This window comes from Kitasatospora sp. NPDC057223, assembly GCF_042669755.1.
In the GTDB taxonomy this organism is placed as follows: Bacteria; Actinomycetota; Actinomycetes; order Streptomycetales; family Streptomycetaceae; genus Kitasatospora.
Window position 1 is genome coordinate 45,880 of the sequence record NZ_JBHUWW010000030.1, and the last position, 20,412, is coordinate 66,291.

The 20,412-nt window shown below is 72.5% G+C and carries 18 protein-coding genes; 16 read left to right on the top strand and 2 right to left on the bottom strand.

Annotated features, from left to right (window positions below):
* Positions 1 to 138: 138 nt before the first annotated feature.
* On the bottom strand, positions 139 to 687 hold the full coding sequence (locus ACFUK0_RS14120) for a beta-class carbonic anhydrase (RefSeq protein WP_380249682.1): 549 nt from the start codon (positions 685 to 687) through the stop codon (positions 139 to 141).
* Positions 688 to 1,298: 611 nt separating this feature from the next.
* On the opposite strand from ACFUK0_RS14120, the gene rsmH reads away from it, so the two are divergent.
* The 16 genes from rsmH (at position 1,299) to ACFUK0_RS14200 (ending at position 19,878) form a co-directional block, all read left to right on the top strand.
* The gene (gene rsmH, locus ACFUK0_RS14125; RefSeq protein ID WP_380249684.1) at positions 1,299 to 2,273 is read left to right on the top strand and encodes a 16S rRNA (cytosine(1402)-N(4))-methyltransferase RsmH; all 975 of its coding nucleotides are present in this window, start codon (positions 1,299 to 1,301) and stop codon (positions 2,271 to 2,273) included.
* 85 nt (positions 2,274 to 2,358) lie between these two features.
* Positions 2,359 to 2,973 (top strand): septum formation initiator family protein, encoded by a 615-nt coding sequence (locus tag ACFUK0_RS14130; RefSeq protein ID WP_380249686.1) that lies wholly within the window; start codon positions 2,359 to 2,361, stop codon positions 2,971 to 2,973.
* Positions 2,970 to 5,162, top strand: a complete 2,193-nt coding sequence (locus tag ACFUK0_RS14135) for a peptidoglycan D,D-transpeptidase FtsI family protein (protein ID WP_380249688.1) — start codon at positions 2,970 to 2,972, stop codon at positions 5,160 to 5,162. The genes ACFUK0_RS14130 and ACFUK0_RS14135 overlap by 4 nt, the downstream gene beginning before the upstream one ends.
* A 153-nt stretch (positions 5,163 to 5,315) precedes the next feature.
* On the top strand, positions 5,316 to 6,881 hold the full coding sequence (locus ACFUK0_RS14140; protein ID WP_380249690.1) for a UDP-N-acetylmuramoyl-L-alanyl-D-glutamate--2,6-diaminopimelate ligase: 1,566 nt from the start codon (positions 5,316 to 5,318) through the stop codon (positions 6,879 to 6,881).
* Positions 6,878 to 8,302, top strand: coding sequence for a UDP-N-acetylmuramoyl-tripeptide--D-alanyl-D-alanine ligase (gene murF, locus ACFUK0_RS14145; RefSeq protein ID WP_380249692.1), 1,425 nt, complete (start codon positions 6,878 to 6,880; stop codon positions 8,300 to 8,302). The genes ACFUK0_RS14140 and murF overlap by 4 nt, the downstream gene beginning before the upstream one ends.
* On the top strand, positions 8,302 to 9,363 hold the full coding sequence (gene mraY / locus ACFUK0_RS14150; RefSeq protein WP_380249694.1) for a phospho-N-acetylmuramoyl-pentapeptide-transferase: 1,062 nt from the start codon (positions 8,302 to 8,304) through the stop codon (positions 9,361 to 9,363). The genes murF and mraY overlap by 1 nt, the downstream gene beginning before the upstream one ends.
* Positions 9,360 to 10,799 (top strand): UDP-N-acetylmuramoyl-L-alanine--D-glutamate ligase, encoded by a 1,440-nt coding sequence (gene murD / locus ACFUK0_RS14155; protein WP_380249696.1) that lies wholly within the window; start codon positions 9,360 to 9,362, stop codon positions 10,797 to 10,799. Before mraY ends, murD begins: the two co-directional genes overlap by 4 nt.
* Before the next feature lie 133 nt (positions 10,800 to 10,932).
* Positions 10,933 to 12,303, top strand: coding sequence for a putative lipid II flippase FtsW (gene ftsW, locus ACFUK0_RS14160; RefSeq protein WP_380249698.1), 1,371 nt, complete (start codon positions 10,933 to 10,935; stop codon positions 12,301 to 12,303).
* A 6-nt stretch (positions 12,304 to 12,309) separates the two neighbouring features.
* Positions 12,310 to 13,416 (top strand): undecaprenyldiphospho-muramoylpentapeptide beta-N-acetylglucosaminyltransferase, encoded by a 1,107-nt coding sequence (gene murG / locus ACFUK0_RS14165; protein ID WP_380249700.1) that lies wholly within the window; start codon positions 12,310 to 12,312, stop codon positions 13,414 to 13,416.
* Positions 13,409 to 14,188, top strand: a complete 780-nt coding sequence (locus tag ACFUK0_RS14170; protein ID WP_380249702.1) for a cell division protein FtsQ/DivIB — start codon at positions 13,409 to 13,411, stop codon at positions 14,186 to 14,188. Before murG ends, ACFUK0_RS14170 begins: the two co-directional genes overlap by 8 nt.
* A 333-nt stretch (positions 14,189 to 14,521) precedes the next feature.
* Positions 14,522 to 15,727: a cell division protein FtsZ gene (gene ftsZ / locus ACFUK0_RS14175; RefSeq protein WP_380249704.1), complete on the top strand. Its 1,206-nt coding sequence runs from the start codon at positions 14,522 to 14,524 to the stop codon at positions 15,725 to 15,727.
* Positions 15,727 to 16,458: a peptidoglycan editing factor PgeF gene (pgeF, locus tag ACFUK0_RS14180; protein ID WP_380249706.1), complete on the top strand. Its 732-nt coding sequence runs from the start codon at positions 15,727 to 15,729 to the stop codon at positions 16,456 to 16,458. Before ftsZ ends, pgeF begins: the two co-directional genes overlap by 1 nt.
* A 47-nt stretch (positions 16,459 to 16,505) precedes the next feature.
* Positions 16,506 to 17,243: a YggS family pyridoxal phosphate-dependent enzyme gene (locus ACFUK0_RS14185; RefSeq protein WP_380249721.1), complete on the top strand. Its 738-nt coding sequence runs from the start codon at positions 16,506 to 16,508 to the stop codon at positions 17,241 to 17,243.
* 209 nt (positions 17,244 to 17,452) lie between these two features.
* On the top strand, positions 17,453 to 18,055 hold the full coding sequence (locus ACFUK0_RS14190; protein ID WP_380249708.1) for a cell division protein SepF: 603 nt from the start codon (positions 17,453 to 17,455) through the stop codon (positions 18,053 to 18,055).
* A gap of 93 nt (positions 18,056 to 18,148) precedes the next feature.
* A complete protein-coding gene (locus tag ACFUK0_RS14195) occupies positions 18,149 to 18,436 on the top strand; it encodes a YggT family protein (protein ID WP_371482183.1) in 288 nt (95 codons plus the stop codon).
* Positions 18,437 to 18,489: 53 nt separating this feature from the next.
* Positions 18,490 to 19,878 carry a DivIVA domain-containing protein gene (locus ACFUK0_RS14200; protein WP_380249711.1) on the top strand — a complete coding sequence of 463 codons (1,389 nt, stop codon included), beginning with the start codon at positions 18,490 to 18,492 and terminating at the stop codon, positions 19,876 to 19,878.
* Between the two features lie 68 nt (positions 19,879 to 19,946).
* On the opposite strand, the gene ACFUK0_RS14205 is transcribed toward ACFUK0_RS14200, so the two are convergent.
* The coding region (locus ACFUK0_RS14205) for a VOC family protein (protein WP_380249713.1) at positions 19,947 to 20,412 on the bottom strand (466 nt) is incomplete at its 5' end.

Below are 20,412 nucleotides of genomic sequence, written 5' to 3' on the forward strand. Positions count from 1 at the left end.
GCAGTGTCCCGGTTCGTCCCCGGATTATCTGCCGTCCGGCTCTTCGGGACTGCCCGGAGGGCACCTCGCGGCGTGGTCGGGCGGGCACGGGAAAGGGCCCGGACGACGCTGGCCGGGCCCTGTGCGGACGGTTCGGTACTAGTCGATCTCGCGGAGCAGGCCGGTGTGGACGTCGAAGACGAAGCCGCGGACGTCGTCGGTGTGCGGCAGGAACGGTGAGGTCCGCACCCGCTGCATGGACTGGCGGACGTCGCCGTCCAGGTCGACGAAGGACTCGACGGCCCACTGGGGGCGCTGGCCGACCTCCAGCTCCAGCTCGCGGCGGAAGTCCTCGGTCAGGCCGAGCAGGCCGCAGCCGGTGTGGTGGATCAGGGCGATCGAGCGGGTGCCCAGGGCGCGCTGGCTGATGGTCAGCGAGCGGATGGTGTCGTCGGTGACGACGCCGCCCGCGTTGCGGATCACGTGCGCGTCGCCGAGCTCCAGCCCGAGGGCGGCGAACAGGTCGAGGCGGGCGTCCATGCAGGCCACCACGGCGACCTTCTGGACGGGCCTGGCGTCCATGCCGCCGTCGCGGAAGTCGACGGCGTAGGCGCGGTTGGCGTCGAGGAAGCGGTCGATGATGCCGGGGGCGGACGCGGCGGGGGCGGCAGCGGCGGTCGGCCCGGTCCGGTCGGGGGTCACTGTCATAGCTCCGACGTTAGTGCGATTCGGCCCGCCATGGTGCGGGGACGGCCCTGCCGGCCCGCCGCTGTGATCGAGTGCATACCGCGGCGGCGGGGACTGATGCTCAATCGCTGTGGTCTGTCCTGAATTATCCGGCGCGGAGCGGAGGCCCACGGGCGCGGGAGAAGCGGCCGCGCGCGGTCGCTCCGCAAGCCCGTCCGACGGGCCCGGCGGGGGCGGCGGCCTGCGGAGATCCGTACCGCCGCCCGGGTGGCGCGCCGGTGCGGGCCATTGACGGGAAAGGTGTCCGCGATAGAGTTTGCGGCGCAGTGCAGCACAACCGCCGAGCACCGTCAACCGGGCCTTTCAGGCCGGTCGGGCGGCCTCGGCGCAGGCGTACGCAGCCCGCGGCCTCCTCCCGCTCCGTGCCTCCTGGCGCACCTTCCCCGGTGCCGGGCGGTCACGATCTTCCCCAGTGAGCGGGCGGGGACCACGGGCGGCGTGCGGGCCCCATGCGGTGGGCCGGGCGCGGAGTGGGCCAAAATGGTCGCAGTCCCCCCGTGTCCCGGGCCCCTCGAAGCCCGGCGGACGGCAAGGAGGGGGGCTTCGCACCGAGGAAGGGCGCAACAGCGCACATGAGCACCAACGACCCGGCACCCAAGCACGTCCCGGTAATGCTCCAGCGGTGCATGGACGCGCTGGCCCCGGCGATCTCCGAGCCCGGCGCCGTGGTGGTGGACGCCACCCTCGGCCTGGGCGGGCACAGCGAGGCGCTGCTCACCCAGTTCCCCGGTGTCCGGCTGGTCGCCGTCGACCGCGACCCGGCCGCGCTCAAGCTCTCCGCCGAGCGGCTCGCCCCCTTCGGTGACCGCGCCACCCTCGTGCACGCCGTCTACGACGAGATCCCCGAGGTGCTGGAGCGCCTGGAGATCCCGAAGGTCCAGGGCATCCTGTTCGACCTCGGCGTCTCCTCGATGCAGCTGGACGAGGCCGGACGCGGCTTCGCCTACGCCCAGGACGCCCCGCTCGACATGCGGATGGACCAGACCCGCGGCCTGAGTGCCGCCGAGGTCCTCAACACCTACAGCCACGGCCAGCTCGCCCGGATCCTCAAGCTCTACGGGGAGGAGCGGTTCGCCGGGAAGATCGCCTCGGTGATCCTGCGCGAGCGCGAGAAGGAACCGTTCACCAACAGCGCGCGTCTGGTGGAACTGGTGAGGAACGCCATCCCGGCCGCCACCCGGCGCACCGGCGGCAACCCCGCCAAGCGGACCTTCCAGGCGCTGCGGATCGAGGTCAACGGCGAACTGGAGGTCCTCGACCGGGCCGTACCGGGAGCACTGGACGTGCTCGCGGTGGGCGGCCGGATCGTGGTGATGTCGTACCAGTCGCTGGAGGACCGCCTCGTCAAGCAGTACCTTGCGGCCGGTGCCACCAACACCGCTCCGCCCGGCCTGCCGGTCATCCCCGAGGAGCACCAGCCCTGGCTGAAGCTGATCACCCGTGGCGCCGAGCAGGCCACGGAGCAGGAGATCGAGGAGAACCGGCGTGCCGCGCCCGTCCGGCTGCGGGTGGCGGAGAGGATCAGGGACCGAAGCACCCGGCGCTGACCAGGCCCGGGACGAGCGCGGACGACGTCCGCGGCCCACAGGTCGCGGACGGTGCGCACAGTCGCGACGAGGAGAGTGTGGTGCGGTGGCCGGCGGAGGGGTGATCCGGGAGAGCAGCGGCAGACTGCTCCCGGGGCAGGGCGGCAGGGCGCGGATCACCGTACGGCCCGGCCGGGCCCCGGCCCGGGGCCGTACGCCCTTCGCCGTCCTGGTGGTCGCGCTGCTCGCGGGCGGCCTGCTTGGCCTGCTCGCGCTCAACACCGCGCTCAACGAGGGGTCGTTCGAGCTCTCCCGGCTGCAGAAGCAGACCACCGTGCTGACCGACCAGGAGCAGAGCCTCCAGCGTCAGATCGACCAGGGCTCCGCACCGGACGCGCTGGAGCGGCGGGCCCGCGAGCTCGGCATGGTGCCGGGCGGCGGGATGGCCTTCCTCCAGGAGGACGGGACCGTGCTCGGCAAGCCGGGGCCGGCCCAGGACAGCCCGCCGGTGAAGCGTTCCGGCGCCGAACCCTGGGGCGGCGCCCGCCCCGGGGCCCCCGCCGTCACCCCCGTCCCCTCGCCGGCCCCGCCGGTGGTGGCGCCGGCGGCTCCGGCAGCCGCCCCCACCGCGCCTGCGGCGGCGCCGACCGGTGACACGACCGTCCAGATCAACCCGGCAGGCCCGGCCTCGCCGACCCCGAGCGGAGGCCCGGCCCGATGAGTACGCCCCGCCAGCCGCCCCGTGGATCGGGTGACCGCAAGCCCCCCGCCCGGGGCGGCGGCGAGCGCCCGCGCGCGCAGCAGCCCCGGCCCCCGCAGCCGCGCCGCGCCGCCGGGGAGCCGCCGAAGCCGTCCGCCAAGGGCCAGTCCAAGGGCCAGCCCAAGAGCCAGCCGAGGCCCCGGCCGAAGGCGCCCGCCGGTGCCGGCGGCACGAAACCCAAGCCGCTGTCCAAGTCGCAGATGGGGCTGCGGTCCGGCCCCGCCGGGCCGCCCAGGCCGCGCCCCCGCCCGCCCGTCCGGCCGCAGCCGAAGACCATCACGCTCGCCGACCCGCGCCGCCGGCTGCGCTTCGCCACCATCGCGATGGCCCTGGTGTTCTCCGTCTTCGCGGGCCGGCTCGTCCAGCTCCAGCTGATCGACTCCGACGCGCTGGCCGCCGACGCCAACACCAACCGCTACCAGGACATCGAACTCACCGCCGAGCGCGGCTCGATAACGTCCTCCGACGGCGTGGCCCTGGCCACCACCGTCGACGCGTACGACATCACCGCGGACCCGCAGATGTTCACCCCGGCGGCGACCGGCCTCCCCGACGCGCCCGAACAGGCCGCCGCGCTGCTGGCCCCGATCATCGGTGTGGCCAAGGAGCAGATCGCCACCGACCTGCACACCCCCAAGAGCCGCTACAAGCGCCTCGCCGCCCAGCAGACCCCCGACACCAAGAACCAGATCAGCGACCTCAAGGCGAGCCTGGAGAAGCAGGCCGGCTCCAAGGCCTGCCAGGCCCAGCGCAAGCTCCTCGCCACCCCGGCCGACCAGGGCGGCCGCACCCGGGTGGACAACGAGTGCGCCAACCCGCTGGCCGGCGTGTTCAACCGGGAGACCCAGCGCCGGGTCTACCCGTCCGACGGGCTGGCCTCCAACCTGGTGGGCTTCGTCAACTCCGAGGGCAAGGGCGCGGGCGGGCTGGAGCAGCAGTACCAGGACCAGCTGGCCGGCAAGGACGGCCGCAGCACCTACGCCCAGGCCGGCGGCCGGCTGGTGCCCACCGCCGGCGGCTCGCTGAACGCCGCCGTCCCGGGCACCGACCTGCGCCTCACCATCAACCGCGACATCCAGTGGGCGGCCCAGCGGGCCATCACCGACCAGGTGTCCAACGCCGGGGCGCAGAAGGGCTACGTCATCGTCCAGGACGTCAAGACCGGCCAGGTGCTGGCGATGGCGACCTCACCCGGCTTCAACCCCAACGAGCTGGCGTCGGCCAAGGCCGACCAGCTCGGCAACACCGCGCTCCAGGACGTCTACGAGCCGGGCAGCACCGCCAAGCTGATGACGTTGGCCGCCGTGCTGGACAGCGGCAAGGCGACCTGGGACACCCACGTCACCGTCCCGAACACCCTCCAGCGCGCGGACCGGGTCTTCCACGACGACGTGGACCACGAGACCTGGTACCTGACGCTCGCCGGGGTACTCGCCAAGTCCTCCAACATCGGCACCATCGAGGCCGCCGAGCAGCTCGGCGCGACCCAGCCGGAGGCCAACCAGGTGCTCGGCGGCTACCTGCAGAAGTTCGGCATCGGCCGGCCCAGCGGGCTGGGGTTCCCCGGCGAGACCAAGGGCATCCTGGCGAAGCCGGAGGACTGGAAGGGCTCGCAGCAGTACACCATCCCGTTCGGCCAGGGCCTGTCGGTCAACGCCCTGCAGGCGACCTCGGTCTACTCCACCATCGCCAACGGCGGCGTCCGGGTGACCCCCTCGGTCGTCCAGGGCACCACCTCGCCGGAGGGCAAGTACACCCCGGCCGCGCCCGGCGCCCAGGAGCGGGTGGTCAGCGAGCAGACCGCGAAGACGCTGACCGAGATGCTGGAGTCCGTCGTCACCGACGAGCAGGGCACCGGCGGCCGGGCGGCCATCCCGGGCTACCGGGTCGCGGGCAAGACCGGTACCGCCAACAAGGCGGACGGCAAGGGCGGGTACTCCGGCTACACCGCCTCCTTCATCGGCTTCGCCCCCGCCGACAACCCCCGGGTCACCGTCTCCTGCGTCATCCAGGACCCGGTCAACGGCCACTTCGGCGGCCAGCTCTGCGGGCCGGTGTTCAAGCAGGTGATGGAGTTCTCGCTCAAGACCCTCCAGGTCGCGCCGAGCGGCAGTGAGGCGCCGAACCTGCCCGTCGACTGGAAGCCGTGACCGCCGATGACCACCGAGCCCCGTGATGTGAACCCGGTCACAGCCCCCGCCGCGGCGGGCGGGCGAGCACCCGGCGGCGGGCCGAGCCCGGGCAGTGGCGCCCGGGGTGGCCGGTTTGGCCCTGGACACCCTTCGGCCGATAGCCTGCCCGCCGTGCCGAAACCCGATCAAATCACCGTGAGCCCTCCCCGTCCCGACCGGGTGGCGGCGCTGCCGCTGCCCGAGGTGGCCCGTCTGCTGGGCCTGGAGCCCGTCGACGGGGGCGCGGTCACCGGCATCACCCACGACTCCCGCGCCGTGCGCCCCGGCGACGTGTACGTGGCCTTCCCCGGTGCCAACCACCACGGCGCGGCGTTCGCCGCCCAGGCCGCCCGGGCCGGCGCCGTCGCACTGCTCACCGACCCGGCCGGCGCCGAACTCGCCGCCGGGGCCGGGATCCCGCTCCTGGTGGTGGACCGCCCCCGGGCCCGGATGGGCGAGCTGGCCGCCGCCGTCTACGGCCGTCCGTCCGAGCAGCTGCTGACCATCGGCCTGACCGGCACCAACGGCAAGACCACCACCTCGTACCTGGTCGAGGGCGGCCTGCTCGGCGCCGGCCGGGCGCCCGGCGTGATCGGCACCGTGGAGATGCGGGTCGGCACCGAGCGGATCAAGAGCGAGCGCACCACCCCCGAGGCCACCGACCTGCACGCCGTCCTCGCGGTGATGCGCGAGCGCGGCGCCGACGCGGTGGCGATGGAGGTCTCCAGCCACGCGCTGGTCTTCGGCCGGGTGGACGGCGTGACGTACGACGTCTCGCTGTTCAACAACCTGACGCCGGAGCACCTGGACTTCCACCCGGACATGGAGGACTACTTCCAGGCCAAGGCCCGGCTGTTCGCCCCGGGGAAGTCGCGTCTCGGCGTGGTCAACCTGGACGACGCGTACGGCCGCCGGCTGGCCGCCGAGGCGAGGATCCCGGTGACGTCCTTCTCCGCGAAGGGCGCCCCCGGGGCGGACTGGCGCGCGGTGGACGTCCAGCTCGGGCCGGTGGGCTCGACCTTCCGGGTGCTGGGGCCGGACGGCGCCGCCGCCGACGCCTCGGTGCCGCTGCCGGGGCCGTTCAACGTGGCCAACGCGCTCGCCGCGATCACCGTGCTGGTGACCGCCGGGCTGCCGCTGGACCGGGCCGTCGCGGGCGTCGCCGCCGTCCCCGGCGTGCCGGGCCGCCTGGAACGGGTCGACGCCGGGCAGCCGTTCGTCGCCGTGGTCGACTACGCGCACAAGCCGGACGCCCTGCAGGCCGTCCTGGAGTCGCTGCGCGAGGTCACCAAGGGCCGCCTGCACGTCGTGGTCGGCTGCGGCGGCGACCGCGACCCGCACAAGCGCGCCCCGATGGGCGCGATCGCCGCCCGGCTGGCCGACACCGCGGTGCTGACCAGCGACAACCCCCGCAGCGAGGACGCGTTGGCGATCCTCGCCACCATGCTCACCGGCGCCGCCGGAGTGCCCGAGGCCGAGCGCGGCGCTGTCCTGGTCGTCCCCGACCGGGCCGAGGCCATCGCCGGCGCGGTGGCCCGCGCACACGCCGGGGACACCGTCCTGGTGGCGGGCAAGGGCCACGAACCAGGCCAGTACGTACGAGACGAGATCCGCCCCTTCGACGACCGGGAAGTCCTGCGGGACGTCATCTCCCGCTCCTCGGCCGCCCGGGGCACCCGAGGAGTGGAACAGCCGTGATCGCACTGACCCTCGCCGAGGTCGCCGCCGCCGTCGGAGGAACCCTGGCGGACGGCGCCGATCCGGCCGTCCTGGTGACCGGCCCGGTCGAGTACGACTCCCGGCAGGTGCGCCCCGGCGGCCTGTTCATCGCCTTCGTCGGCGAGCGGGTGGACGGCCACGACTACGCCGAGCGGGCCGTCGCGGCCGGAGCCGTCGCCGTGCTCGCGGCCCGCCCGGTCGGCGTGCCCGCCGTGCTGGTCGCGGACGTCCTGGACGCCCTCGGCAAGCTGGCCCGGGCCGTCGTCCTGCGCGCCACCGGCACCTCGGTGGTCGCGCTGACCGGATCGGCCGGCAAGACCAGCACCAAGGACCTGATCGCCCAGCTGCTCCAGCGCCGCGGCGAGACGGTCTTCCCGCCCGGCTCGCTGAACAACGAGATCGGGCACCCGATGACGGCCCTGAAGGTCGAGCCGACCACCCGTCACCTGGTGCTGGAGATGGGCGCCCGGCACAAGGGCGACATCGAGTACCTGACCACCATCACCCCGCCGGTGGTCGGCGTCGTCCTCAACGTGGGCACCGCGCACCTGGGCGAGTTCGGCTCCAAGGAGGCGATCGCCGAGGCCAAGGGCGAGCTGGTCGAGTCGCTGCCCCCGGAGGGCCTCGCGGTCCTGAACGCCGACGACCCGCTGGTGCGCGCGATGGCCTCGCGCACCCGGGCCCGGGTGGTGCTGTTCGGCGAGGCCAGGGACGCGGACGTACGCGCACAGGATGTTCGCCTGGACTCCACCGGACGGCCATCGTTCACGCTCACCACCCCGGCCGGTTCCGCAGCCGTACAGCTGCGCCTGTACGGTGAGCACCACGTCTCGAACGCCCTCGCCGCCGCTGCGGTGGCGATGGAGCTCGGACTGTCCGTCGACGACACCGCCGCCGCCCTGGGCGAGGCGGGCGCGCTGTCCCGCTGGCGCATGGAGGTCGTCGAACGGGCCGACGGTGTCACGGTCGTCAACGACGCCTACAACGCGAACCCGGACTCGATGCGGGCCGCGCTGCGGGCACTCGTGTCGATGGGGGGCCGCGGTCCGGGGCGCCGCCGTACCTGGGCGGTGCTCGGCGAGATGCGGGAGCTGGGCGAGGAGAGCTTCGCCGAGCACGACGCCATCGGGCGCCTCGTGGTCCGACTGGACGTCACCAAGCTGGTGGCGGTCGGCGGACGCGACGCGGCCTGTATGGAACTGGGCGCGAGGAACGAAGGTTCGTGGGGTGAGGAGTCGGTGCTGGTGTCCGACGCGGACGCGGCGGTCGAACTGCTGCGTGGTCAGCTGCGGCCAGGGGACGTGGTCCTGGTGAAGGCCTCCCGTTCGGTGGGTCTGGAAAGGGTGGCCGACGCGCTGCTCTCCGACGGGGTACAGCTGACGGACGGTGCTGCGCTGTGATGAAGCAGGTTCTCATCGCGGGCATCATCGGCCTGGTGCTGTCCCTGCTCGGGACCCCGGCGCTGATCAAGGTGCTCGCGAAGCGCGGCTACGGCCAGTACATCCGCGACGACGGCCCCAAGGCCCACCACAGCAAGCGCGGTACGCCCACGATGGGCGGCATCGCCTTCATCCTGGCGACGCTCGTCGCGTACTTCGCGACCAAGGTGATAGCCGGAGAGAGCCCGACCGCCTCCGGCCTGCTGGTGCTCTTCCTGACGACGGGCCTCGGCCTGGTCGGCTTCCTGGACGACTACATCAAGGTCGTCAAGCGGCGCTCGCTGGGCCTGCGGGCCAAGGCGAAGCTGCTCGGACAGTCCTTCGTCGGCCTCGCCTTCGCCATCCTGTCACTGCAGTTCGCCGACAGCCGCGGGCTCACGCCGGCCTCCCAGGAGCTGTCGTTCGTGCGCGACCTCGGCTGGTCGGTCGGCCCGGTGCTGTTCGTCATCTGGGCCTATTTCATGATCGCCGCGATGTCGAACGGCGTGAACCTGACGGACGGTCTGGACGGCCTGGCCACCGGCGCCTCGGTGATGGTCTTCGGCGCCTACGTCTTCATCGGCGTCTGGGAGTACGGCCAGAGCTGCGCCTACGCGATCTCCGCGACCACCCAGTGCTACGACGTGCGCGACCCGCTGGACCTCGCCGTGGTCGCGGCCGCGCTGATGGGCTCCTGCTTCGGCTTCCTGTGGTGGAACACCTCGCCCGCCAAGATCTTCATGGGTGACACCGGCTCGCTCGCCCTCGGCGGCGCGCTGGCCGGCCTCGCGATCTGCTCGCGCACCGAGATGCTGCTCGCCCTGCTCGGCGGCCTGTTCGTGATCATCACCCTGTCGGTGATCATCCAGGTCGGCTCGTTCCGGATGACCGGCAAGCGCGTCTTCAAGATGGCACCGCTCCAGCACCACTTCGAACTCAAGGGCTGGAGCGAGGTCCTGATCGTGGTCCGCTTCTGGATCATCCAGGGCCTCTGCGTGGCCGTCGGCCTCGGCCTCTTCTACGCGGGATGGGTAACCGGATGACCAGCACCCCCGACACCCCGGACTGGGCGGACCTGCCGGTCGCCGTGGCCGGCCTCGGCCTGTCCGGCATCAGCGCGGCCCGCGTCCTGCACGGCCTCGGTGCCCGCGTCACCGTGGTCGACGGCGGCGACGGCGAGGGCCTGCGGGCCCGCGCCGCCCAGCTGGAGGACGAGGGCGTCACCGTGCGCCTCGGCGACGGCGAGAGCCTGCCCGAGGGCACCCGCCTCATCGTCACCTCGCCCGGCTGGCCGCCGAACAGCCCGCTGTTCACCGCCGCCGAGCAGGCCGGGGTGCCGGTCTGGGGCGACGTCGAGCTCGCCTGGAAGCTGCGCAGGCCGCTCGTGAGCACCGGTGAGCCCGCCCCCTGGCTGGCCGTCACCGGCACCAACGGCAAGACCACCACCGTCCAGATGCTCGCCTCGATCCTCACCGCCGCCGGCCGCCGCACCGCCGCCGTCGGCAACGTCGGGGTCTCCGTCCTGGACGCCGTGCTGGCCGACGAGCCGTACGACGTGCTCGCCGTCGAACTCTCCAGCTACCAGCTGCACTGGGCGCCCTCGCTGCGCCCGCACTCCGCGGTCGTGCTCAACCTGGCGCCCGACCACCTGGACTGGCACGGCTCGATGGAGGCGTACGCCGCCGACAAGGGCCGGATCTACCAGGGCAACGCCGTCGCCTGCGTCTACAACACGGCCGACCCCGCCACCGAGGCACTCGTCCGCGAGGCCGACGTCGAGGAGGGCTGCCGCGCCGTCGGTTTCACCCTCGGCGCCCCCGGCCTCTCCGAGGTGGGCGTCGTCGACGGCCTGCTGGTGGACCGCGCCTTCGTGCCCGACCGGCAGAAGAACGCCGCCGAACTCGGCTCGGTCGAGGACGTCAACCCGCCCGCGCCCCACAACATCGCCGACGCCCTCGCGGCCGCGGCGCTGGCCCGGGCCTACGGGGTCGACCCGAAGGCCGTCCGCGAGGGCCTGCGGGCCTTCCGGCCGGACGCCCACCGGATCGCCGAGGTCGCCGTCGTCGACGAGGTGACCTACGTCGACGACTCCAAGGCCACCAACACCCATGCCGCCGCGGCCTCGCTGGCCGCCTTCCGGCCGGTCGTCTGGATCGCCGGAGGCCTCGCCAAGGGCGCGGCCTTCGACGGCCTGGTGCAGGGCGCCGCGGGCCGCCTGCGGGCCGCCGTGCTGATCGGTGCCGACCGCGCGCTGATCCGGGACGCGCTGGCGCGACACGCGCCGGATGTGCCGGTGATCGAGGCGGCCGAGGGCCAGACTGGCGCGGTGGCGATGGCCGAGGTGGTCGCCGCGGCCGCCGGGATCGCCCAACCGGGTGACACGGTGCTGCTGGCGCCGGCCTGCGCCTCGATGGACATGTTCACCAACTACGGCGAGCGCGGCGACCTGTTCGCGGCCGCCGTCCGGGCCCTGGCCTAGCCGACACGGCCGGGCCGCCGCGAGGCGTCGGTGGTACCACCGGCAGGCGGTACCACCGGCGAGCGAGCCGAGGGGGCGCCCGCCGGACGTGAGCGCCCCGGAGGCGAGCGAGCCACAAAAAGAGGGGTGCGTCGTGCCTGGTCAGGGAAAGACGGGGGTCACCGCTCCGCCGGAGCGCGGGGGCTCCCCGCTCAAGCTGATCTCGGCCAGCACGGCGACCTTCAAGTCGGCCGGTCCGCTGGCCCGGCTGCAGGCCTTCCGGGCGCGGGTGCGCTACACCCTGGACCGGCCGCTCACGCCGTACTACCTGATCATGGGATCGGTGCTGCTGCTGGTCGTGCTGGGCCTGGTGATGGTCTTCTCCTCCTCCCAGATCCTCGCGATGGGCCAGCACCGCTCGGCGCAGTACTACTTCCTGAAGCAGCTGGTCGCCGCGATGCTCGGCACCGTGATGCTGGTGACGCTGGCCCGGCTGCCGCTCGGCGTGCTCCGGGTGGTGGTGTACCCGCTGCTGCTCGGCGTGATCGGGGCCCTCGTCCTGGTCGCGATCCCGGGCGTCGGGGTGCGGATCAACGGCAACCGGAACTGGCTGGACTTCGGCTTCTTCCAGGTGCAGCCCTCCGAGTTCGCCAAGCTCGCGCTGGTGCTGTGGGGCGCCGACCTGCTGGCCCGCAAGCAGCGGACCGGCACCCTGGACCAGTGGAAGCACCTGCTGGTGCCGCTCGTCCCGGGCGCCCTGCTGCTGCTGATGCTGATCATGCTCGGCGGTGACATGGGCACCTCGATGATCCTGGTCGCCATGCTGTTCGGGCTGCTCTGGATGGTCGGCGCACCGATGCGGCTGTTCGTCGCCACCCTCGGGGTGGCCGTCGTGGCCAGTACCGCGCTGGTCGTCACCGTGCCGCACCGCGCGGAGCGGCTGTCCTGCATCGGGGTCACCAAACTCGACGCCGACGGGGCCTGTTTCCAGGCCCTGCACGGCGTGTACTCGTTCGCCCTGGGCAAGTTCTTCGGCTCCGGGCTGGGCGCCGGCGTCGAGAAATGGGGCCAGCTGCCCGAGGCCCACACCGACTTCATCTTCGCCGCGACGGGCGAGGAACTCGGACTGGTGGGGACACTGTCGGTCATCGGCCTCTTCGCGGCACTAGGCTACGCGGGTATCCGAGTGGCCATCGGCACGAAGGACCCCTTCGTCAGGTATGCCGCGGGAGCCGCCACCACGTGGATCATGGCCCAGGCCATGGTCAACCTGGGGTCGGCACTGGGACTCCTGCCCATCGCGGGCGTCCCGCTCCCGCTGTTCTCCTACGGCGGTTCCGCCATGCTGTCGGCCATGTGCGCCGTCGGTCTGCTGCTCTGCTTCGCACGCAGCACACCGGGGGCCCAGGCGGCCCTGGCCGCGCGGACCACCAACTCCCGGAACAGGACACGACTGGCCCGGGTGCTGCCACGACGACGAACCACAGCACGCCCGGCCCCCGGGCCGGCGCGCAGGGAGCGGTGAATTTCGGTGCATGTCGTACTCGCCGGCGGGGGGACCGCCGGTCACATCGAACCGGCCCTCGCCCTCGCGGACGCCCTCCGCAGGCACGACCCGACCATCGGGATCACCGCACTGGGCACCGAACGCGGCCTGGAGACCAGGCTGGTGCCGGAGCGCGGCTACCACCTGGAGCTCATCCCGGCCGTGCCGCTGCCCCGCAAGCCCACCCCCGAGCTGATCACCGTCCCGGGCCGGCTGCGCGGCACCGTCCGGGCCGCCCAGGACATCATCGAGCGGGTCAAGGCGGACGCCGTGGTCGGCTTCGGCGGCTACGTCGCGATGCCCGCCTACCTGGCCGCCAAGCGGGCCGGGGTGCCGATCGTGGTGCACGAGGCGAACGCCCGGCCGGGCCTGGCCAACAAGATCGGCGCCCGGTACAGCAACTTCGTCGCCGTCTCCACGCCCGACAGCAAGCTGCGCGACTCCCGGTACATCGGCATCCCGCTGCGCCGGACCATCGCCACCCTGGACCGCAACGCCGTGCGGCCCGAGGCGCGCCAGTACTTCGGCCTCGACCAGCGGCTGCCCACCCTGCTGGTGTCCGGCGGCTCGCAGGGCGCCCGGCGCCTGAACGAGACCATCCAGGCCATCGCGCCGCGCCTGCAGCAGTACGGCGTGCAGATCCTGCACGCCGTCGGCCCGAAGAACGAACTGCCGGTGATCGACGACATCCCCGGGATGCCGCCCTACCGGGCCGTGCCGTACGTGGACCGGATGGACCTCGCGTACGCCGCGGCGGACCTGATGCTCTGCCGGGCCGGCGCCATGACCGTCGCCGAGCTGGCGGCCGTCGGCCTGCCGGCCGCGTTCGTCCCGCTGCCGATCGGCAACGGCGAGCAGCGGCTGAACGCCCAGCCGATGGTGAAGGCGGGCGGCGGCCTGCTGGTGGACGACGCCGAGCTGACGCCCGACTGGGTGCTCGGCAACGTGCTGCCGGTGCTCACCGACCCGCAGCGGCTCTGGGACATGAGCCGGGCCGCCGCCGAGTTCGGCCGCCGGGACGCGGACGACCTGCTGGTCGGCATGGTCTACGAGGCGATCGAGGCAGCACGGGGCGGCCGCCGCCGTGGCTGACGGTGCGCCCGGCACCGGCGCGTACGGGGACGACGAGGAGGCCGAGGAGGACACTCCCCGGCTGCGTCTGTCCCGGCGCGGTTTCACGGTGCTGGGCGTGCTGGCGGCGGCGGTCCTGGGCACGCTGTCCTGGCTGGTGTTCTTCTCCTCGGTGCTCGACGTGCGAAGCGTCTCGGTGCAGGGCATGCGGGACGACCGGCTGACGGCCGACCAGGTCCGCGCGGCGCTGGGCGACCTCGGGGACGGACCGCTCGCGCGGGTGGACCTGGCGGACGTCGAGCGGCGGGTGGAGGCCATCCCGCGGGTGGCCGGCGCCGAGGTCTGGCGGGGCTGGCCGCACACCCTGCGGGTGAAGGTCGTGCAGCGCAAACCGGTCGCCGCCGTCAAGGGCGAGGACGGGCAGTTCACCCAGGTGGATGCAGGCGGGGTGAGTTTCGCGACCGAGCCGGCCCCTCCGGACGGGGTGCCGGTGGTGGAGCTGCAGCTCAGTCAGCAGGCGAACGATGCTGTCGAGGTGATCACCCGCCAACAGCTGGTGCAGGGCGCGGTGACGGTGGCGGCGGGCCTGCCGCCGGACGTCGTCAAGCGGGCCGGCTCGGTGCTGGTCCACTCGTACGACGACATCCAACTCCAGCTCACCGGAGGGGGAACCGTCCGCTGGGGGAGTCCGGAACTGACCGACCGCAAGGCCCGGGTGCTGACCGCGCTGCTGCATCAGAAGGCCACGAACTATGACGTGAGTGTGCCGGACGCGCCTGCGGTGTCCGGATGATCCGGTAGGTTCTGTGCACAGGGGTTTGTCGGTCACCCCGGTTTCTCAGGCCGGTTGATGATCACATAGGCTCAAAAGAAAAAAGGGAAGCTCGGCGTGTTCGTTGAACACGGGCCCGGCGCGACCTAGTGTCCTGTGTCACCAGGCTGTGTCCTACGGTGATGTGACAGAGGCACAGCAGTAACCCTAAAGGTCAAGTTTAGGGTTCGGGTCGGCGGTCGGCATTTCGGACATTCAGTCAGGAACCAGGCTCCCCACCCATCGACATCCGTCGGAACGGCGCGTACCCGAGCGTCGGGCCGACCCGGAAATTCGAGGCGAGAGGCCTTCGACGTGGCAGCACCGCAGAACTACCTCGCAGTCATCAAGGTCGTCGGCATCGGCGGCGGCGGTGTCAACGCCATCAACCGGATGATCGAGGTCGGTCTCAAGGGCGTCGAGTTCATCGCGATCAACACCGATGCGCAGGCCCTCCTGATGAGCGACGCCGACGTCAAGCTCGATGTGGGCCGTGAACTCACCCGGGGCCTCGGCGCCGGCGCGAACCCCGAGGTCGGCCGCAAGGCGGCAGAGGACCACCGCGAGGAGATCGAGGAGGTCCTCAAGGGGGCCGACATGGTCTTCGTCACCGCCGGCGAGGGCGGCGGCACCGGCACCGGCGGCGCGCCCGTCGTGGCCAACATCGCCCGCTCGCTCGGCGCCCTCACGATCGGCGTCGTCACCCGCCCCTTCACCTTCGAGGGCCGGCGTCGCGCGAACCAGGCCGAGGACGGCATCGCCGGCCTGCGCGAAGAGGTCGACACCCTCATCGTCATCCCCAACGACCGGCTGCTGTCCATCTCGGACCGCCAGGTCAGCGTGCTGGACGCGTTCCGCTCCGCCGACCAGGTGCTGCTCTCCGGCGTCCAGGGCATCACGGACCTGATCACCACCCCCGGCCTGATCAACCTCGACTTCGCCGACGTCAAGTCGGTCATGTCGGAGGCCGGCTCCGCTCTCATGGGCATCGGCTCCGCCCGGGGCGAGGACCGCGCCAAGGCAGCCGCCATCATGGCGATCTCCTCGCCGCTGCTGGAGGCCTCCATCGACGGCGCGCGCGGCGTGCTGCTCTCCATCTCGGGCGGCTCCGACCTCGGCCTGTTCGAGATCAACGAGTCGGCCCAGCTGGTCAGCGAGGCGGCGCACCCCGAGGCCAACATCATCTTCGGCGCGGTCATCGACGACGCGCTCGGCGACGAGGTCCGGGTCACCGTCATCGCGGCGGGCTTCGACGGCGGGCAGCCCCCGGCGATCGTCCGCGACCCGGTCGTCAAGTCGACCCCGGCGCCCGCGCCGGCCGCCCCCGAGCGCCCGGCCACCCGGCCGTCGTACGGGAGCATCGGCTCGGTGACCCGCTCGGACGGCGAGTCCGTCTCCCGCCACTCGGACGGCCCGGCCACCACGACCGCCTCGCCGGTGCCCCCGCAGGTGCAGCCGGTCCGGCAGCCGTACGTGGAGAGCCCCGCCGAGGAGCTCGATGTGCCCGACTTCTTGAAGTGATGCAGCTCCACACGCGCAACGGTGCTCACTTCGCCTTCACCGACCGGTGGGGCGGGGTGAGCACTTCGCCGTACGGGGAGCTGAACCTCGGCGGCGCGGTCGGCGACGACCCGCGGGCCGTCCGGGAGAACCGGCGGCTCGCGGCCCGCTCGCTCGGACTGGACCCGGCGGACGTGGTCTGGATGAACCAGGTGCACGGTGCGGACGTCGCGGTGGTGACCGAGCGCCAGCCGGACGGCAGCGCTCCGATGGTGGACGCGGTCGTCACCGACCGCCCGCTCGCCCTCGCCGTCCTGACCGCCGACTGCACGCCCGTCCTGCTGGCGGACCGGGCGGCCGGGGTGGCCGGCGCGGCCCACGCGGGCCGGCCGGGCCTGGCCGCGGGTGTCGTCCCCGCCGTGGTGCGCGCGATGGTCGAGCTCGGCGCCCGGCCGGAGCGGATCACCGCGGCGACCGGCCCCGCGGTCTGCGGCCGGTGCTACGAAGTGCCGGCCGCGCTGCGCGCCGAGGTCGCGGCCCTGGTGCCCGCCGCCTACGGCGAGACGAGCTGGGGAACGCCGGCCCTCGACATCGCGGCCGGGGTCGAGGCCCAACTCGCCGCTGTCGGAGTCACCGAGTTGGTGCGATCATCTGTCTGCACCATCGAATCGGCCGATCACTTCTCCTATCGCCGCGAGCAGCGCACCGGCCGGCTCGCGAGCTACGTCTGGTTGGGCTCTGAACTCTCATGACGAATGACATCTACGGACCGTTCCCGGGCCGGCCCGCCTTCTTCGAGATGCTGACGGACGGTCAGCGGGCCCGCTTCGAGGAGCTCGGCACCAACCTCGACGTGGTCGAGCGCCGGATCACGGCCGCCTGCGAGGCGGCCGGCCGGGCCCGCGACGAGGTCACGTTGATCGTCGTCACCAAGACCTACCCCGCCGAGGACAGCGCACTGCTGGCCGCCCTCGGCGTCACCGACGTGGCGGAGAACCGCGACCAGGACGCCGCGCCCAAGGCGGAACTCTGCAGAAACCTTCCGCTGGAGTGGCACTTCGTCGGGCAGCTGCAGACCAACAAGGTCCGCTCGGTCGTGCGGTACGCGAACCGGGTGCACTCGGTCGACCGGCTCCGGCTCGCCGGCTCGCTCTCGTCGGCCGTGCTCGCGTCGGGCCGCTCCGAACTCGGCTGCCTGGTCCAGGTCGCCCTGGACAAGGAGGCCGGTGCGGGGGAGGGCCGGGCCGGGGTCGCACCGGCGGACGTCGAGGCGCTGGCCGACGCGATCGCCGACGCGCCCGGGCTGCGCCTGGACGGTGTGATGACGGTCGCCCCGCTGGCGGGGCCGCTGGCCGGCGATCCGGCGGCGGCTTTCGGGCGGCTGGCGGAAATCTCAACCGCCGTACGGGCGAGCCATCCTGCTGCCACCATGGTTTCCGCGGGAATGAGCGGCGACCTTGAGCAGGCCGTGGCCGCCGGAGCGACACATGTGCGCGTCGGAACGGCGGTACTCGGAGTGCGGTCACCCCTCGGGTAACGTCACCGGGTAGTAGATCAGACTGCAGGACAAAACAGGACAGAACCTAGCAGCTTTCCAGAGCGCTAGCGAACCGTGGATCGCAACTCCACGACCCTCACGAGCCTGCCCGGGCCATCGGCCTGACGGGCCCTCGGGGGCCGGGGAATCCGCAGGCGAAGGCCGCCGGTGACGGAGCCGATCCACCACAGAGCGGAGGAGACAGGAGAATGGCCGGCGCAATGCGCAAGATGGCGGTCTACCTCGGCCTCGTGGAGGACGAGACGTACGACGGCCAGGGGTACGACCCCGACGACGACTACGACGCGGACCCCGAGCCGATGCGCACAGGGCGGACCGAGGACATCCCCCGGCCCGCCGCCGCACAGCCCGCCCCGGTCGCCCAGATCGCCCCGCAGCCGGTTCCGGCCGCGGTCCCGATCCGTCAGGAGACCCCGAGGATGGCCCCAGTGTCGTCCATCACACCCGAACGCCGCCACAACCTGGAGAAGAGCGCCCCGGTGATCATGCCCAAGGTCGTGAACGAACGAGAGCCGTACCGCATCACCACGCTGCACCCCAGGACCTACAACGAGGCCCGTACCATCGGGGAACAGTTCCGTGGCGGCACTCCCGTGATCATGAATTTGACCGAGATGGACGACACCGACGCGAAGCGCCTCGTAGACTTCGCCGCTGGACTCGTCTTCGGTCTGCACGGCAGTATCGAGCGCGTGACACAGAAGGTGTTCCTGCTGTCGCCTGCTAACGTCGATGTCACGGCGGAGGACAAGGCTCGTATCGCCGAGGGTGGGTTCTTCAACCAGAGCTGACCCGGCCACGACTGTACGTGTGGATCTGATCGACAGTGAGTTAGCGACAGTTCAGCAAGTGACAAGCCGAGTGGTCAGGGAGAGGGATTCTCGATGGGGATCGTGGGGGCAGTGCTCGGTTATGCACTGACCGTCTTCCTGGTGTTCCTGCTGTTCCGGCTGGTCATGGACTGGGTCTTCCAGTTCGCGCGTTCGTGGCGGCCCGGCAAGGCCATGGTCCTGGTCCTGGAGGCCACGTACACTGTCACGGATCCGCCACTCAAGCTTCTTCGGCGGTTCATCCCGCCGTTGCGTCTCGGGGGCGTGGCGCTCGACCTGTCCTTCTTCGTACTGATGATCATTGTGTATGTCCTGATCTCGCTCGTGCAGCGCCTGTCGTAGGTGAGCGATGCGACAGGATGCCGGTGTGCCGACGATCACGTTGAGGTGAAGAGATGCCATTGACCCCCGAGGACGTTCGGAACAAGCAGTTCACGACCGTCCGGCTGCGCGAAGGCTATGACGAGGACGAGGTCGATGCCTTCCTCGACGAGGTCGAAGCCGAGTTGACCAAGCTGCTCCGCGAGAACGAGGACCTGCGCGCCAAGCTGGCCGCCGCGACTCGTGCCGCGGCGCAGAACCAGGCCAACATGCGCAAGGAGCCGCCGCAGGACTCGCGTCCCGGCGCCCCCGTCCCGGCAGCCATATCCGGCCCGCCGGTGCCGGGCCAGCAGGGCCCCGGCCAGTCCATGGGCGGCCCGATGGGCCAGCAGCAGATGGGCGGCCAGCAGCAGCAGATGGGCCAGCCGCAGCAGCAGCAGCAGATGGGCAACCAGCCGCTGGGCCTGCCCTCCGGTGCCCCGCAGCTGCCGTCCGGCCAGGGCGGCCCGATGGGTCAGCAGCAGATGGGCCAGCAGCAGCAGCAGATGGGCCAGACCATGGGCGGCCAGCAGCAGCTGGTGCAGCCGATGGGTGGTCAGATGCTCCAGCCGATGGGCAACCCCATGGGCCAGCAGCACGGCCAGCAGCTCCCCGGGCAGCAGCAGATGGGCCAGCAGCAGATGGGCGGCCAGCAGCTCCAGCCGATGGGCGGCCCGATGGGCCAGCCGCAGCAGATGGGCGGCCCGCTCGGCGGTCCCCCGATGCAGCAGCAGCAACAGCAGAGCAGCGGCGGCGACAGTGCGGCCCGCGTGCTCGCGCTCGCCCAGCAGACCGCCGACCAGGCGATCTCCGAGGCGCGCTCCGAGGCCAACAAGATCGTCGGCGAGGCCCGGAGCCGCGCCGAGGGTCTGGAGCGCGACGCCCGTGCCAAGGCCGACGCCCTGGAGCGGGACGCGCAGGAGAAGCACCGCGTCGCGATGGGCTCCCTGGAGTCCGCGCGGGCCACGCTGGAGCGCAAGGTCGAGGACCTGCGGGCGTTCGAGCGTGAGTACCGGACGCGCCTGAAGTCCTACCTGGAGACCCAGCTGCGCCAGCTGGAGTCGCAGGCGGACGACTCGCTCGCCCCGCCGCGCATCCCGGCCACCGCTTCGCTGCCGCCGGCCGCGTCGTCGATGGCCCCGGCCGGTGCCTCCGCGATGAGCGGCGGTCAGCCCAGCTTCGGCGGCGGCGGACAGTCGTTCGGCGGCGGCCCGTCCTTCGGCGGACAGACGTCCTTCGGCGGCAGCGGCCAGCCCTCCTTCGGCGGCGCCGGCCAGGCGTCCGGCGGATCGGGTGCGCAGCAGATGGCCCCGGCCGGGATGACCCAGCCGATGGCCGCGGTGCGCCCGCAGCCTCCGCAGCCGATGCAGCAGGCGCCCGCTCCGATGCGCGGCTTCCTGATCGACGAGGACGGCGACAACTGAGCGGTACCGGACATCGAGGGCGCCCCCGCTGTGACCATGGTCACGGCGGGGGCGCCCTCGTTCTGGGATCAGCCCGCCGGGGGCGGCTGATGCAGTCCGAAGGCCGAGCCCTGGTCGTCCCGGCAGAGCCGGAACCGGCCGAACCGGGAGGCCGACTCGCTCTCGCCCGCCAGGTCGCCGCCCTCGACGGTGCCGCCCAGCTGTAGCACCCGGGCGAGCGCGGCCTCCATGTCGTCCACCGCGAAGAACAGGTACGGGCCGGCGCCGGGGTCGCCGCTGTGCAGCCCGCCGGGGACCCCGGGGGTCGTGATCAGGTGGCCGCCGCCGGGGCCGGGCTCGAAGCTCCAGCCGAACAGGCCGCCGTAGAAGGCGTGGGCCTGCTCGGCGTCGGCCACGCCCAGTTCGAAGAAGGAGATCTCACCGGTCATCGCGGGCTCCCGTTGCTCGCCGGAGGCTGTCGCCCCCCACGTTGCCACTGCCCGGGCGAGTCCGCGCGGGCACGGCAGCACGGCAGCGCGGCCGCCACCTCTGGTC